The sequence below is a fragment of the Sphingomonas sp. 7/4-4 genome (genome assembly GCF_027941955.1).
Taxonomy (GTDB): Bacteria; Pseudomonadota; Alphaproteobacteria; order Sphingomonadales; family Sphingomonadaceae; genus Sphingomonas.
Window position 1 is genome coordinate 50,231 of record NZ_CP115960.1, and the last position, 13,143, is coordinate 63,373.

Sequence of the window (13,143 nt, forward strand, 5' to 3'; positions counted from 1 at the left end):
GATTGCGTTGCTCGCCGGCGAATCCTCGATGACGTTGAACGGCGTGCCGCGCCTCGGCATCCCGGGCGTGCGCATGACCGACGGCCCCACCGGCGTGCGCTCGCCCGAGGGCAAGCCGGCGACGGTGTTCCCGGTCGGCGTCGCGCTGGCGGCGACCTGGAACCCCGATCTCCTGCGCACGGTCGGCGCCGCGATCGGCCGCGAGACGCTCGCGCACGGCGCCGATGTGCTGCTCGCACCGACGGTCAACATCGTTCGCACGCCGCGCTGGGGCCGCAATTTCGAAACCTATTCGGAGGATCCCTGGCTCACCTCGCGCCTCGCGCTCGGCTATGTCCGCGGGGTGCAGGGGAAGGCGTCGGCGTCTCGATCAAGCATTTCGCCGCGAACAACCAGGAAACCTATCGCTTCGTCATGGATGCGGTGGTGAGTGATCGGGCGCTGCGCGAAATCTATCTGCCCGCGTTCGAGGCAGTGGTGCGCGAGGCCGATCCCTGGTCGGTGATGGCATCGTACAACAAGATCAACGGGACCTATGCCAGCCAGAATCCCTGGCTGCTGACCGAATTGCTCAAGCATGAATGGGGCTTCAAGGGCGTCGTCGTGTCCGATTGGGGCGCTACGCACTCGACCGCGCCGGCGGTCAATGCCGGGCTCGACCTCGAAATGCCGGGCCCGCCCGCCAATTTCGGCGAGAAGCTCAAGGCCGCGGTCGCTGCTGGAGAGGTGAAGCCCGGGCAGATCGACGAGAACGCCCGGCGCATCGTCCGGCTGATCGTGCGCAGCGGGGCAATAGAGCGCGGAAGCCCGCGGAGCGCGGCCGCCACTCCGCCGCACAATTATGGCGTAGCGAAAACCGCTGCCGAGGAAGCGATCGTGCTTCTCAAGAATTCCGGCCTGCTCCCGCTCGATCCGCGGATCCGCTCGCTCGCCGTGATCGGTCCCAACGCCGATGTCGTCCGCATCCAGGGCGGCGGCAGCTCGGCGGTGGTGCCGTTCGAGACCCGGACGCCGCTCCAGGCGCTGCGCGAGGCGCTGCCCGGTACGCGCATTGCCTATGAGAAGGGCGTCGACAACGAAGAGACGCCGCCGGGCGCCGATGTCAGACTGTTCAGCCCGGGTCCGGATCGCGCCGAGACGGGCCTGGCGGGCACCTATTATGCCACCGCCGACGCCAGCGGTTCGCCGACCAAGACCGAACGCGTCACCAGCTTTCTCAAGCGGATCAGCGGCAACATCGCCGGGCCCCAGGTCACCGGCTATTCGGCGCTGCGCTGGCAGGGAATGTTCTGGCCGCGCATCAGCGGCAGCTACGAGTTCAGCGTCCGCGGCACCGGCAACGCCCGGGTCACGCTCGACGGCAAGACGGTGCTCGACAAGGCGACCAAGGTCGTTCCCGACAATCGCGACGTGCTCGGCTTTCCGATCCCACGCCGCACTATCACGCTCGAGCTCGAGGCGGGCCGGGGCTATCCGATCCGCATCGACTATGCCACCGGCCAGACACCGTACGAATATCTGAGCTTCGGCGTGCGCGAGCCGCGTCCCTCGCTCGATGCCGCGGTCGCCGCCGCCAAGGGCGCCGACGCGGCGATCGTGATCGTCGGCTCTTCCTCCACGACCGAAGGCGAGGGCTATGACCGCGCCACGCTTGCCCTGCCGGGTGAACAGGACAGGCTGGTCGAGGCAGTAACCGCGGCCAATCCGCGCACCGTCGTGGTGATCAACGCGGGCGCTGCAGTGACGATGCCCTGGCATGATCGCGTGCCGGCGATCGTCGATATGTGGCTGCCGGGGGAGGGCGGGGCGACGGCGCTCGCCGATATCCTGCTCGGCAAGACCAACCCTTCGGGCCGGCTCCCGGTGACCTTTCCCGCGCGCAGCGAAGACGATCTTACCGACCTGCGCAGTGCGAAGAGCGCCTATTCCGAGGGGCTGCTGGTCGGCTATCGCGGGTTCGCCGCGCGCGGAGTGAAGCCGTTATTCCCGTTCGGCCACGGCCTGTCCTACACCAGCTTCACATGGTCGGGGTTCACTGCCCCCGCCCGGGTGACCGCCGGCAAGCCGATCAAGCTGCGCCTGACGGTACGCAACACCGGCGCCCGCTCGGGCAGGGAAGTGGTACAAGCCTATGTGGCGCCCGCGTCGCCCGGAACGGGCGATCCGCCGCTTGCGCTGCGTGGCTTCACCACGCTTTCGCTCGCGCCGGGTGCGCGGCGGACGGTGACGATCACGCTCGATCCCCGCGCCTTTTCCGCATGGGACGAGGCGGCCAAGGCCTGGCGCGTGCGACCCGGGCGCTATCGCCTGATGGTCGGGGCGTCGGCCGCCGACATTCGTGCCGTTCGCGATATCGAAGTCGAGGCAGCGGTGGGCAACCCTCAGCCGTAAGCTCGCATGCCGCCGGGCAGCGCACTCGCCACATGGCGCTCCTCCTTCGAGCCCGGCAACTCAGATGCGCAGTCCGCACAGGGCCGCCGTGATCGTAAGCGACACGCCGCCCGCAAGCAGGAGGCCGGATGCCCATGCACGGTCCGCGGTCGATCGCCGGACGCCGTGCGCCAACAAGACCGTGCGCAAGCCGCAGAAGAGGTGCGCGATGACGAAGAAGACGCCGAGCGCATAGTGCGGCAGCAGCCTGATGTTCCAGGCGTCCATCAGCAGGCCATCGGGGGCGCCCGTCGCCCAGGCCCAGTCTGTTGACGTCCCGTGAACCCATCGGGCTGAGACGAAGGCGGAGTTGAGATGGGTGAGGATGAATGCCGCGAGATACGCGCCTGATCCCACCTGCATCATCTTCGCGGCGTCCAGCGGGCGGGCACTCCATTGCCATGCGAGCCTCAAGCCGCTCGCGACCTGGAGGAGCAGAATGGCCACAAGAACCGGCTCGACAAGCTGCGAGCGGTAAACCACTCGTCCGATGGCCATCACGCGGGCATGCACGATGGGTCCAAACAGCCCAGTGAGATGGTTGGCCAGATGGAAAGCGACGAACAGGAGAATGGCCAACGCGGTGACGCCGTGCAGCACGCGCAGGCGACCGGTCATGCCGCCCGGCGGCTGGGGTCGAGCTCCGGAACTGGCGATTGTGGCGCCGACACCGACTGCGAGCCATAGGATGGACCAGATCCATATGTCGCGGATCGGAGAATGCAGCAGACTCGAAAGTACGCCGGTCAACACGAACAGCGGCGGTGCCGCCAGAGCGGCAAAGGCAGTGCGCCGAATCGTCGGCAACGCATCGCCGGCTCTGGCCGCGCTACGCCAGGCGAAGAGCAAACACGAGAGCGGGAGCGCGAACGCGATGATCAACCAAATAGCCGGGACAATGCTCTGAGGCTTTGCGATCGTCGCGTCATGAAACAGGCGCAGCGTCCAGGGATAAAGGAGCGCGGTGCCGACGGGGATCCATGCCAGCAGGCGCTCCGAGACCTTGCGTTCGGAATGGCCTGCCGTGTTTTCAGCCGGGATGCAGGGATCAAGCAATCGAAGCCTTCCTGTCTCGAGCGAACGTCATGGATCGACGCGGGCGCGCCGAAGAGCGTGTTCCTCCGGTTCGCGCCTCTTCAGATTGTCGACCGCCCAGGCGCCGGGGCCGGAGGCCGCGAGGTACAGGAAGATGAAGCAGTAGAGGATTGCCGCCACGCCCATGTTCGTGACCGGCCACAGCCCCATCGGGGTGTGGAAACCCCAATAGGCGATCGCCATCATCCCCGACAGAATGAAGGCGGTCGGACGGGTGAAGAGTCCTATGATGAGGAGCATGCCTCCGACGAACTCGAGAAGGCCCGCCACGAACAACAGAGTCGCCATCTGAGGCGGTGGCGCAGGCATGGGCGACGCCGGCCAATGAAAGAGATGGAAGACCCCTGCCTCGATGAACAGGAGGGCAGCGACGATCCGGAGCGCCGCCAAAAGATGTGCCGAAGAGGCTGCCAGAACCTTCATTGTCACTATCCTCCACTGATCTGAACGCATTCCCAAACTGGGCTGCGGACGCCTGACCGTCAGGCGACCGTCGGGATTGACACAGCCGCTCTCGCCTTCGACCACGACGGCCAGCACGAGAGAGGCCAAAGGCCTTGGATTTATAACGGTGTATCGTATATTACGGCATACCGTATCATTTATGAGGCGCCGATGTCAAACCGATACGAACTGGAGACGCTTCCTGGCGAGGTTCCGGCCGACCTGGTTTCATCCTTGAATGCGCACAGTGAGGCCGTCGTGCTGTTCCATTCCTGGGTGGCCCAGAGCATGGGTCTCGACCCCACCGCCTATAAGACGCTGTTTCTCCTCAAGCGCCTGGGCCCTCTCAGCGCGGGGGAGATCGCCAGAGAGACCGGCCTCACGGCTGCTTCGGTGACCGATCTGATCGATCGCCTCGTCGCCAAAGGCTATGTCAGCAGAGGGCCTCACCCCACGGATCGACGGCGGGTCGTCGCGACCTTGATCGAAGCTTCCGTGATCGACGCCCGTCGCGGCTTCGGCGTGCCGAACCCTTCGCTGGCCGAGCTATGCAGACGCTATGATGCCCAACAGCTGGAGGTCATCGCAGACTTCCTCGGACGAAACGCGCAAAGGCTGAGGGACGATTTGGCTGACGCTCTCGCTTAGCGATGGTCAGGTCCGAACCTGTTGCCCTCAAACGTGACGGTCCAACAGGCAGTCGATGAATGCGCGCAGCGCCGGCGGCTGCTGTCGCCGGCTGGGATGGTATAAATACACGCCGGGGAATTTAGGCGAATAGCGCTCGAGCACGCGGACCAGCCTGCCGTCCTTCAGCCAGCCGTCAATTCGTTCGTGGGAGGTATAAGCGATGCCGATTCCCTGGAGCGCGGCCTGCAAAACCACCTCGATATCGTTCGCGATCAGAGGTCCGTTCACCGAAATCTCGAATTCTCTCCCGTCCTCTTCGAACTCCCATCGATAGAGGCTGCCGTCGGTCGGCCAGCGCCAGTTGAGGCAGGCATGGTGGTGGAGATCACCAGGCGTCTCGGGCGTGCCATGCTGCGCGAGATATTCCGGCGACGCGACAGCCATCATCTCCATTTCACCTGTCAGGCGCACTGCCACCATGTCCTTTTCCAACAACTCGCCAAGCCGGAGTCCGGCGTCGAACCGGCCGGCGACGATGTCCGTCAATGCGTCGTCCACCGTGACGTCGAGTATCACCCCGGATTGTCGCGATGGAAGCGGCCGAGGCGGGGCGCAATCAGCCCGACCACCGCCATTCTCGGCGCGTTGATCCGCAACATTCCGGCCGGGCGTTCGCGCGTCGAAACCGCCTCCGCGACGGCTGCGTCGAGCTCGTCCACGGCGGGACGAAGCCTGTCATGGAGGCGTTTGCCCGCCGTCGTCGGGGCCACACTTCGCGTCGTGCGGTTGAGCAGGCGGACGTCGAGCCGTTCCTCGAGCTGGCGGATCGTCTGGCTCAGCGCCGAGGGCGTAATGCCGAGATGCGCGGCCGCGCGGACGAAGCTGCCATGCTCCACCACGGCGGCAAAGGCGTTGAGGCTCGCAAAGTCCGTGCCGCGCATTATCCACCTCCACCTTAATAACAAACGCACATTATAGCGGATTATCTAAGCGCCAGACAGGGATCATATCGCCTCTCACACCGGGGCATCTTGCCCGCCGTCTGGGAGAATCAACCGATGACTGTTCCGCTGAACCTCCAATCCTATCGCTTGCTCGGCCGTTCGGGCCTGCGCGTCTCGCCGCTTTCGCTGGGCACGATGACGTTCGGTTCCGACTGGGGCTGGGGTGCCGACGAAGAGGAAGCGCGCCGCCTGTTCGACACCTATGTCGATCGCGGAGGCAATTTCCTCGACACCGCGAGCATGTATACCGCCGGCTCCTCGGAACGGTTGCTCGGCAAGTTCATGGCCGACAAGCGCGAGCAGCTCGTCATTGCCACCAAATATACCATGAACCGCCGGGCGGGAGATCCCAACGCCGGAGGCAACCACCGCAAGTCGATGGTCCGCTCGGTCGAGGAGAGCCTCAAGAAGCTCGGCACCGATTATATCGATCTGCTTTACCTGCATGTCTGGGACTTCACGACGCCGGTCGAGGAGATTCTGCGCGGGCTCGACGATCTCGTCCGCCAGGGCAAGGTCCTCTATCTCGGAATCTCGGACACGCCCGCCTGGCAGGTCTCGCGGATGCAGGCGATCGCGGATCTTCGCGGCTGGTCGTCGCTGGTTGCCTTGCAGGTCGAATATAGCCTCGCCGAGCGCACCGTCGAGCGCGATCTCGTGCCCATGGCGGAGGAGATGGGGCTCGGCGTCATCCCGTGGTCGCCGCTCGCCGGCGGGGTGCTCACCGGCAAGTACAAACGCTCGGACCTGGCGACCGAGGCGTCGGCGAACCCGACGGGCAGCCGCCACAATGTGGTGCTCGCGCATAACATGCTCACCGCGCGCAATCTCGACATCGCCGACGAGGTCGGAAAGGTCGCCGGGGAACTCGGCAAGTCACCCGCGCAGGTGGCCCTCGCCTGGACCCTGCTCAATCCTGCGGTCACTTCGCCGATCATCGGCGCCCGCACGCTCCAGCAGCTCGAGGACAATCTCGGCGCGCTCGAAGTTGTGTTCAGCGAGGATCAGCGCGCACGGCTGAATGCGGTCAGCGCCATCGACCCGGGCTTTCCCCACGTGATGATGCGCCTGCCGATGGTTCAGCAGGTGATCTTCGGCGAGGCACAGGTGCGGCAGCGCCGGTGAAGCGGCTTCATGAGCAGGGCGCCGATGGGGGCCCTGCTGACGTGTCCGCCGTTAGGACGTTGCCGCTCGGGCACTCAGTCTTCGCTTTAGCCAGCGCGTCCGGTATCGAGCCGCAACAACCGCCCATTGCTGGCATCTTCCAGAAGCCATAGCGCGCCGTCCGGAGCGACCATGACGGCGCGAATGCGCGCGCCCATGTCCCAGCGCTCGGCTTCGCGGGCGGTCGTTCCCGTGAAAGAAAGGCGGATCAACGCCGTCGAGGCCAGGCCCCCGACGAACGCCGAGCCTCGCCACTGCGGGAACATGTTGCCATAGTAGAAAGCGAGACCGGCGGGCGCGACGATCGGATCCCAGTAGAGCGCGGGTTCGTGAAAGTCGGGACGGGTCGGGTGCCTGGCGATCGGCGTGCCGTCGTAATTCTTGCCGTAGGACACCAGCGGCCAGCCGTAATTGCTGCCCGGCTCGATCAAATTGAGCTCGTCGCCGCCTTGTGGACCCATCTCGGTTTCCCACAGCCGGCCCTCGGCATCGAACGCGAGGCCATAGGGATTGCGATGACCAGTCGACCATGTCTCGGCTTGCGTCAGGTTCGGACCAGGGATCTCCACCCTGCGCGCCTTGGCCTTTGCCGCGGCGCCGCTATTCTCGGGCGGATCGATCACGCTGAGCGTGGTCGCGCCGGTCTTGCCCGCGCCGGGATTGCCCGGAGCAGGCTTGCCGTCCAGCGTGAGGCGCAGGATCTTGCCGAGCGCCTGGTCGGGGTCCTGTGCCGGATCGAAGCGCTGCCGCTCGCCCGAGGTCAGGAACAGATATTTGCCGTCAGGCGAGAAGGCGATGTAGCCGCCGAACTGGCCGCCCGCGCCGCGCGGCAGCTGGCGCCAGATCACCTGCAGGCCTTGCAGCACCGGCCTGCCCGCCGCGGTGCCCAGCGTCGCCTTTGCCAGCGCCAGGCCGTCGCCGCCCTCTCCCGGCTCGGAATACGTGAGGTAGACTTGCCGATCCTGCTCGAACCCCGGCGACGTGGCGACGAAGAGCAGCCCGCCCTGGCCTTCATAGTGCACCGCCGGCACCCCGCTGACCTCGGACTTGGCGCCGGTCGGGGCGACGAGCCAGAGATGGCCGGTCTTTTCCGTTACTAGCATCGTCCGGTCAGGCAGGAAGGCAAGCGCCCATGGCGTGTCGAACGTCGCAACGGGTGTGGTTTTGAATGGCTTGTTCGCACTTGGCTTCGTCGCGCCATAATTGACCGGGGGTGCGGCCTTTTCCGGTTTGGGCGCAGGGTCTTTGGCGGACGAGCCACACGCCGCCAGGGTGAGCAGGATAAAACCGGTCAGGGGACGCAGCATCGGTGATCCTTCGGTAGTAGGGGCGGCGGCTGCCGGATCAAAAATCCGACCTACCCACGTTTGTTATCCATGGTCAAAGTGGCGAGGAAGGAACAAGCCGGTTGGGGCGGATGTCGCGGACGGGCCGAAGCCCGCCCGCTCCCCTTTTACTCAGAAGTTCAGATTGGCGTTCACGCCGAAATAGCGGCTGTTGTCGCGCGGCACGAAGGGCAGAGGCTGGCCATCGACGTTGGCGCAGCCGCCGCCCACCGAGGCCGGGCACGGGAAGCGCGAGCAACAGATCTGATGATATGCTCGATTCCCGAGGAAGCGGAGAGCCCCTTTTGTGCAGTTTCGCCATCTAATGTGTCAGAAGCAATCGGCCAGGACTCAAGCGCCGCCGCGACGCACTAGCGGCTGAGTTTCGAGAACAGGAGCGGAAGGTGTCGCGGCGCTCGAATGCTTGTTTCGAGACCGAAGCCCTTCGGCGACGTATCTAAACTATTTGATATTCTTGTGGAAAATATCCCGCTGCAGTCGGTGCGGACGCCGGAAAAGCCGCAAAATCGACGGAAGCGAGAGTGGCAGGGGCGCTCGGATTCGAACCGAGGGCCTTCGGTTTTGGAGACCGACGCTCTAACCAGCTGAGCTACGCCCCTGTGCGGCCGCAGCCCTTAGCGAGCCGACGCGGCGCTAGCAAGACTTGTCATGCCGCAGCGCTGTCGCCAAGCGGGCGCATCGCCAGCGCGCGTGCTTCCAATACCGGCAAGGGACGCCCGAAATAATAGCCCTGGACCTTGGTGCAGCCCAGTTGCTGGACCATCTGGTGCTCTTCCTCGGTCTCGACGCCCTCGGCGGTGGTCGCCATGCCGAGGCTGTCGGCGAGCGCGACCACGGCGCGGATGATCGCGATCGCCTCCTTGGTGCCCTTGGACGCGCCCTGCACGAAGCTGCGATCGATCTTGATCGAGCTGAACCGGGTATGTGCGAGATATCCGAGCGACGAATAGCCGGTCCCGAAATCGTCGAGGCTCAGGCGCACGCCCAGATCGAGGATCTTTTCGAGCACTTCGATCGCCACTGTGCCTTCGCGCATGAACACGCTCTCGGTTACCTCGAGTTCGAGCCGTTCGGGCGGCAGGCCGGATTGGGCGAGCGCTTGCGCGACGATGCCGATAAAGGCCGGGTTATGGAGCTGATCGGGGCTGACATTGACTGCGATGCGGGCGGGAATGTCCCAGCGCGCCGCTTCGTCGCACGCGGTGCGCAACACCCATTCGCCGATCGGCGCGATCAGGCGCGCTTCCTCGGCGAGCGATACGAACTTGTCCGGCGAGACATTGCCGAATTCGGGATGCGTCCAGCGCAGCAATGCCTCGAAGCCGTCGAGCTGGCCGGTCGCGGCATCGACCACCGGCTGATAATTGAGGTGCATCTGGCCCTGCTCGATGGCGCTGCGCAGCGCGATCTCGAGCACGCGGCGTTCTTCGGCCGCCATGTGGAGCTGAGGCTCATAAGCATGGAAAGCGCCGCCACCGGCATCCTTGGAGCGATAGAGTGCGAGGTCGGCCGAGCGGATCAGCATCTCCGCGGTGCGCCCGTCGCGCGGGCCGACAGCGAGACCGACCGAGGCGCCGATATAGAGCGTGTGCTGGTCCACCTCATAAGGGCGGGAGAGCGAATCGATTATCGTTCGGGCAAGCTGTTCGATGCGATGGGTATCGGTCGCGTCGCGGATCACCACTGCGAACTCATCGCCGCCGAGCCGGCCGATCATCTCGTTCTCGGTCATCAGCAGCTTGAGCCGTTCGGAGACGCGGCCCAACAGGCGATCGCCGACCGGATGGCCGAGCGTATCGTTGACTGCCTTGAAGCGATCGAGGTCGATCATCATGAAGGCGCAGCGCGAGCCCCATTTGTCGGCGTCGGCCATGGCGCGGGCGAGCGTCTCGTTGATCAGCAGCCGGTTGGGCAGCGCGGTCAAAGTGTCGTAACGCGCCATGTGGTTGATCTTGTCGGCCGACTTGCGCGCTTCGGTGACGTCCGAGCCGACGCCGCGAAAGCCGATGAACGCGCCGCGCTCGTCATAGCGCGGGCTCGCCGACATCTCCCACCAGCGCTCTTCCTGGTTGACATAGACCGGGAGCAGCAGGTCGCGGAACGGCTCGCGCCCCTTGAGCTTCTCGGCGAGGTCGCGCAGCGCGGGCGCGAAATTGCCTGCTTCCCAGGTGGGGCCGGCGAGCAGCTGCAGGAACGGCGTGCCGTTGATCGTCTTGGGATCGGCGCCAAACGAGACGGCGAAGCGCGGATTGGCGCGCGCGACGCGGCGCTGCGCGTCGATCTCCCACAGCCAGTCCGAGCCCGATTCCTCGAACTCGCGCAGCAACAGGCTGACCGTTTCATCGCGTTCGGCGAGCGCGAGTTCGCTGGCGCGGATCACCACCAGCGCCTTGCCCCGGCCGAAAGTGGCGATCATCAGCAGCACGGTGAACAATGCAGCGGCGGCGGCGAGCACCGGTGCGGCGACCAATGCGAGCATCGTGACGATCGAGGCGCCGACAATGGCGACGAACGCGATCGTCGCGAGCGGCAGTGCTGCCATCGCGACCGCGGAAGCGGTCATCAGCAGCGAAATGATGATCCACAGGCCGAGCGCGGAATCGGCATCGGCGGCATGACCGAACGCCAGCGGCGGGATCGACCAGGCCGCGCCCAGCGCAATGCCGTCGAGCAAGGTATCGCGGACATCCTTGAGCGGGGCAGTAACCGCGGCGCGATGACGCTTCGAAAGGCGGCGAAAGGCGATGGCGCAGCCGACCGCGGCGACCAGTGCGCCCCAGCTCGCCAGCTGCCAAAGCGGCACACGCGGCGCGAGCAGCATCGTGACGAGCGACGCGCCGACCAGATTCGCGGCGAGCATGAACAGGGCCAGCTGGCTGCCGGCGTGGAGTTGCGCGGCGCGAATCGGGCCCCAATCGATGGCGTCGGCAGGATCGTAGAGACCAAGAAGCGCACGCGCATCGATACGCGGCCGGGCAAATTGGGAAATGGTCTGGCTGGTCACCCGACGCGGATAGCCGAGAGAGGGTTAGCGAGAGGTTAGATTTGCGGGCGAAACGGACGAAATTTCCGCGCGCCCGAGACGGCTTTCCTCCGGGCCGGGCGCTGGGGACGGGCGATTTTGCCAGCCCGCCCCTCCGAGCGAACGTCAGGCTGCGAGGTCGTAGGGCTTGATCTCGCCGTTGAGATAGAGGTTGCGCGCCTTGGCGCGGCTGAGCTTGCCCGAGCTGGTGCGCGGCAGTGTACGCGGCGGCACCAGTTCGATCACGCAGTTCATGCCGGTGACCGAGCGGACCCGTTCGCGGATCTCGTCGCGCAGGCGGATACGCTCCTTCTCGTCCGACGTGCGGCATTGGACCAGCACTGCGGGAGTTTCCTCACCGCCCGGCGTGGTGATCGCGAAGGCGGCGATGTCGCCCTGCTTGAAGCCGGGGAGCTGCTCGACCGCCCATTCGATATCCTGCGGCCAGTGGTTGCGGCCGTTGACGATGATCATGTCCTTCGCCCGACCGACGATATAGACGTAACCCTCTGAGATATAGCCCATATCACCTGTATCGAGCCAGCCATCGGCCATGCACGCGGCGGTCGATTCGGGATCGCGGAAATAACCGACCATCACCGAGGGACCGCGGCACCAGACCTTGCCGATCGCCTTTTCGGGAAGCGGCGTGCCGTCTTCCTCGCGGATCTGGACTTCCATGTCCTTCACCGGCTTGCCGCAATTGACGATCGCGCGAAAACGTTGCGGGCGATTCTCGCGCGCCACGTCGCCGCCGGAAAGCTGGGTTTCCTCGACGAGCTCGACGACGATGCCCTCGCCCGGGGGCATGATCGACACCGCCAGCGTCGCCTCGGCAAGGCCGTAGCTGGGCAGGAACGCCGAGGCCTTGAATCCGGCATCGGCGAAGGCATCGACGAACGACTGCATCACATCGGGGCGGATCATGTCGGCGCCGTTCCCCGCCACACGCCAGCGCGACAGGTCGAAGCGGTCGCTTGCCTTGGTCTGCGACGACATGCGGCGCGCGCAGATATCGTAGCCGAAGGTCGGCGAGTAAGAGAGTGGTGCCCTGGTTGCGGCTGATCAGATCGAGCCAGGCCAGCGGTCGCCGCGCAAAATCCTCGGTCTTCAGGTAATCGGTCGAGACCTGGTTGGCGACGACCGACAGGAAGCAGCCGACCAGCCCCATGTCGTGGTACCAGGGCAGCCAGGAGACGCAGCGATCGCTCTGCTGCAGCTGCATGCCGTGGCTGTGCGCTGAGAGATTGTTGAGCAATGCATGGTGCGTGATGGCGACGCCGTGCGGGAACCGCGTCGATCCGCTCGAATACTGCAGATAGGCGATGTCGTTGGTGCCCGCTTGCGGAAGCGGCACCTCGGCTGCGTCGCGTTCTCCGAACTCGGACCAGTCCACGCCCTCGACGCCGGTGATCCGCGCCGCCTCGGCGCACATCGCGCCGATCTCGGGCGGGAAGATCAGCATCGACGGATCGCAGCTGTCGAGCTGGACGCGGAGCTGATCGATATAGCTCTGCGCGCCGCCGAAGCTGGTCGGCAGCGGCAGCGGCACCGGCCAGGCGCCGGCATAGATCACGCCGAAGAACAGCGAGGCGAATTCGGCGCCGGTCTCGGCGATCAGCGCGATCCGGTCCTCGGGCTTCACGCCCGCGGCGATCAGGCGATATGCCTGGGCCAGCGCATCGCGGCGCAACTCCGCGAAGGGATAGGGCCGCGTCAGATTGCCGCGGGCATCGTGAAAGTTCAGACCGCGAACGCCCTCCGCCGCATAATCGAGTGCTTCGCCGAGCGTGGCGAAGTCCGCGAGGCGGCGGGGGAGGCTGTCATCGGTCGGGGTAGGGACGATTTCCGTCTCCTTGATACCCTGGTGCGATCCCGTTTCGTCCAATACCATTCTTTGTCTCGTGCCCCTGTGAGCTGACAGAGCCGCTGTGCCCCACAACGCATACTAAATGCGAATGGCTCTGCTACGCACTGACGTTCAAAATCGGTTGCTACTGTGGCACAA

At 65.4% G+C, this 13,143-nt stretch carries 9 protein-coding genes, 1 tRNA gene and 2 pseudogenes; 4 read left to right on the plus strand and 8 right to left on the minus strand.

What is annotated here, in order from left to right:
- Nucleotides 1-73 precede the first annotated feature (73 nt).
- Together PIB19_RS00235 and PIB19_RS00240 are read left to right on the plus strand one after the other, a co-directional pair.
- A pseudogene (locus tag PIB19_RS00235) lies at nucleotides 74-1,950 on the plus strand (glycoside hydrolase family 3 C-terminal domain-containing protein); the annotation flags it as partial.
- A gap of 183 nt (nucleotides 1,951-2,133) precedes the next feature.
- A complete protein-coding gene (locus tag PIB19_RS00240) occupies nucleotides 2,134-2,391 on the plus strand; it encodes a fibronectin type III-like domain-contianing protein (RefSeq protein WP_271241066.1) in 258 nt (85 codons plus the stop codon).
- Nucleotides 2,392-2,451: 60 nt separating this feature from the next.
- Here the strand turns inward: PIB19_RS00240 and PIB19_RS00245 are convergent, their stop codons facing one another.
- Entirely contained in the window at nucleotides 2,452-3,486 is a 1,035-nt protein-coding gene (locus PIB19_RS00245; protein WP_271239190.1) for a hypothetical protein, read from the minus strand.
- Between the two features lie 27 nt (nucleotides 3,487-3,513).
- Complete coding sequence (locus tag PIB19_RS00250; protein WP_271239191.1) at nucleotides 3,514-3,948, minus strand: DoxX family protein; 435 nt, start codon at nucleotides 3,946-3,948, stop codon at nucleotides 3,514-3,516.
- Between the two features lie 192 nt (nucleotides 3,949-4,140).
- Between PIB19_RS00250 and PIB19_RS00255 the strand changes: the two genes are divergently transcribed.
- Nucleotides 4,141-4,617 carry a MarR family winged helix-turn-helix transcriptional regulator gene (locus PIB19_RS00255; RefSeq protein ID WP_271239192.1) on the plus strand — a complete coding sequence of 159 codons (477 nt, stop codon included), beginning with the start codon at nucleotides 4,141-4,143 and terminating at the stop codon, nucleotides 4,615-4,617.
- Nucleotides 4,618-4,644: 27 nt separating this feature from the next.
- On the opposite strand, the gene PIB19_RS00260 is transcribed toward PIB19_RS00255, so the two are convergent.
- Both PIB19_RS00260 and PIB19_RS00265 read right to left on the minus strand, forming a co-directional pair.
- Entirely contained in the window at nucleotides 4,645-5,145 is a 501-nt protein-coding gene (locus PIB19_RS00260; RefSeq protein ID WP_271239193.1) for a LysR substrate-binding domain-containing protein, read from the minus strand.
- A 26-nt stretch (nucleotides 5,146-5,171) separates the two neighbouring features.
- A complete protein-coding gene (locus tag PIB19_RS00265; RefSeq protein WP_271239194.1) occupies nucleotides 5,172-5,540 on the minus strand; it encodes a LysR family transcriptional regulator in 369 nt (122 codons plus the stop codon).
- A gap of 117 nt (nucleotides 5,541-5,657) precedes the next feature.
- Here PIB19_RS00265 and PIB19_RS00270 point away from each other — a divergent pair, with 117 nt between their 5' ends.
- Entirely contained in the window at nucleotides 5,658-6,728 is a 1,071-nt protein-coding gene (locus PIB19_RS00270) for an aldo/keto reductase (RefSeq protein WP_271239195.1), read from the plus strand.
- 86 nt (nucleotides 6,729-6,814) lie between these two features.
- Here PIB19_RS00270 and PIB19_RS00275 read toward each other — a convergent pair whose 3' ends face one another.
- The 4 genes and pseudogenes from PIB19_RS00275 to PIB19_RS00290 all read right to left on the minus strand — a co-directional run bounded on the left by PIB19_RS00275 (nucleotide 6,815) and on the right by PIB19_RS00290 (nucleotide 13,029).
- The gene (locus tag PIB19_RS00275; RefSeq protein WP_271239196.1) at nucleotides 6,815-8,074 is read right to left on the minus strand and encodes a PQQ-dependent sugar dehydrogenase; all 1,260 of its coding nucleotides are present in this window, start codon (nucleotides 8,072-8,074) and stop codon (nucleotides 6,815-6,817) included.
- Nucleotides 8,075-8,635: 561 nt separating this feature from the next.
- Nucleotides 8,636-8,712 (minus strand) — tRNA-Trp (locus PIB19_RS00280).
- A gap of 47 nt (nucleotides 8,713-8,759) precedes the next feature.
- Nucleotides 8,760-11,117 carry a putative bifunctional diguanylate cyclase/phosphodiesterase gene (locus tag PIB19_RS00285; RefSeq protein WP_271239197.1) on the minus strand — a complete coding sequence of 786 codons (2,358 nt, stop codon included), beginning with the start codon at nucleotides 11,115-11,117 and terminating at the stop codon, nucleotides 8,760-8,762.
- A gap of 144 nt (nucleotides 11,118-11,261) precedes the next feature.
- Nucleotides 11,262-13,029 (minus strand): annotated as a pseudogene (locus tag PIB19_RS00290) (fatty acyl-AMP ligase).
- Nucleotides 13,030-13,143 lie beyond the last annotated feature (114 nt).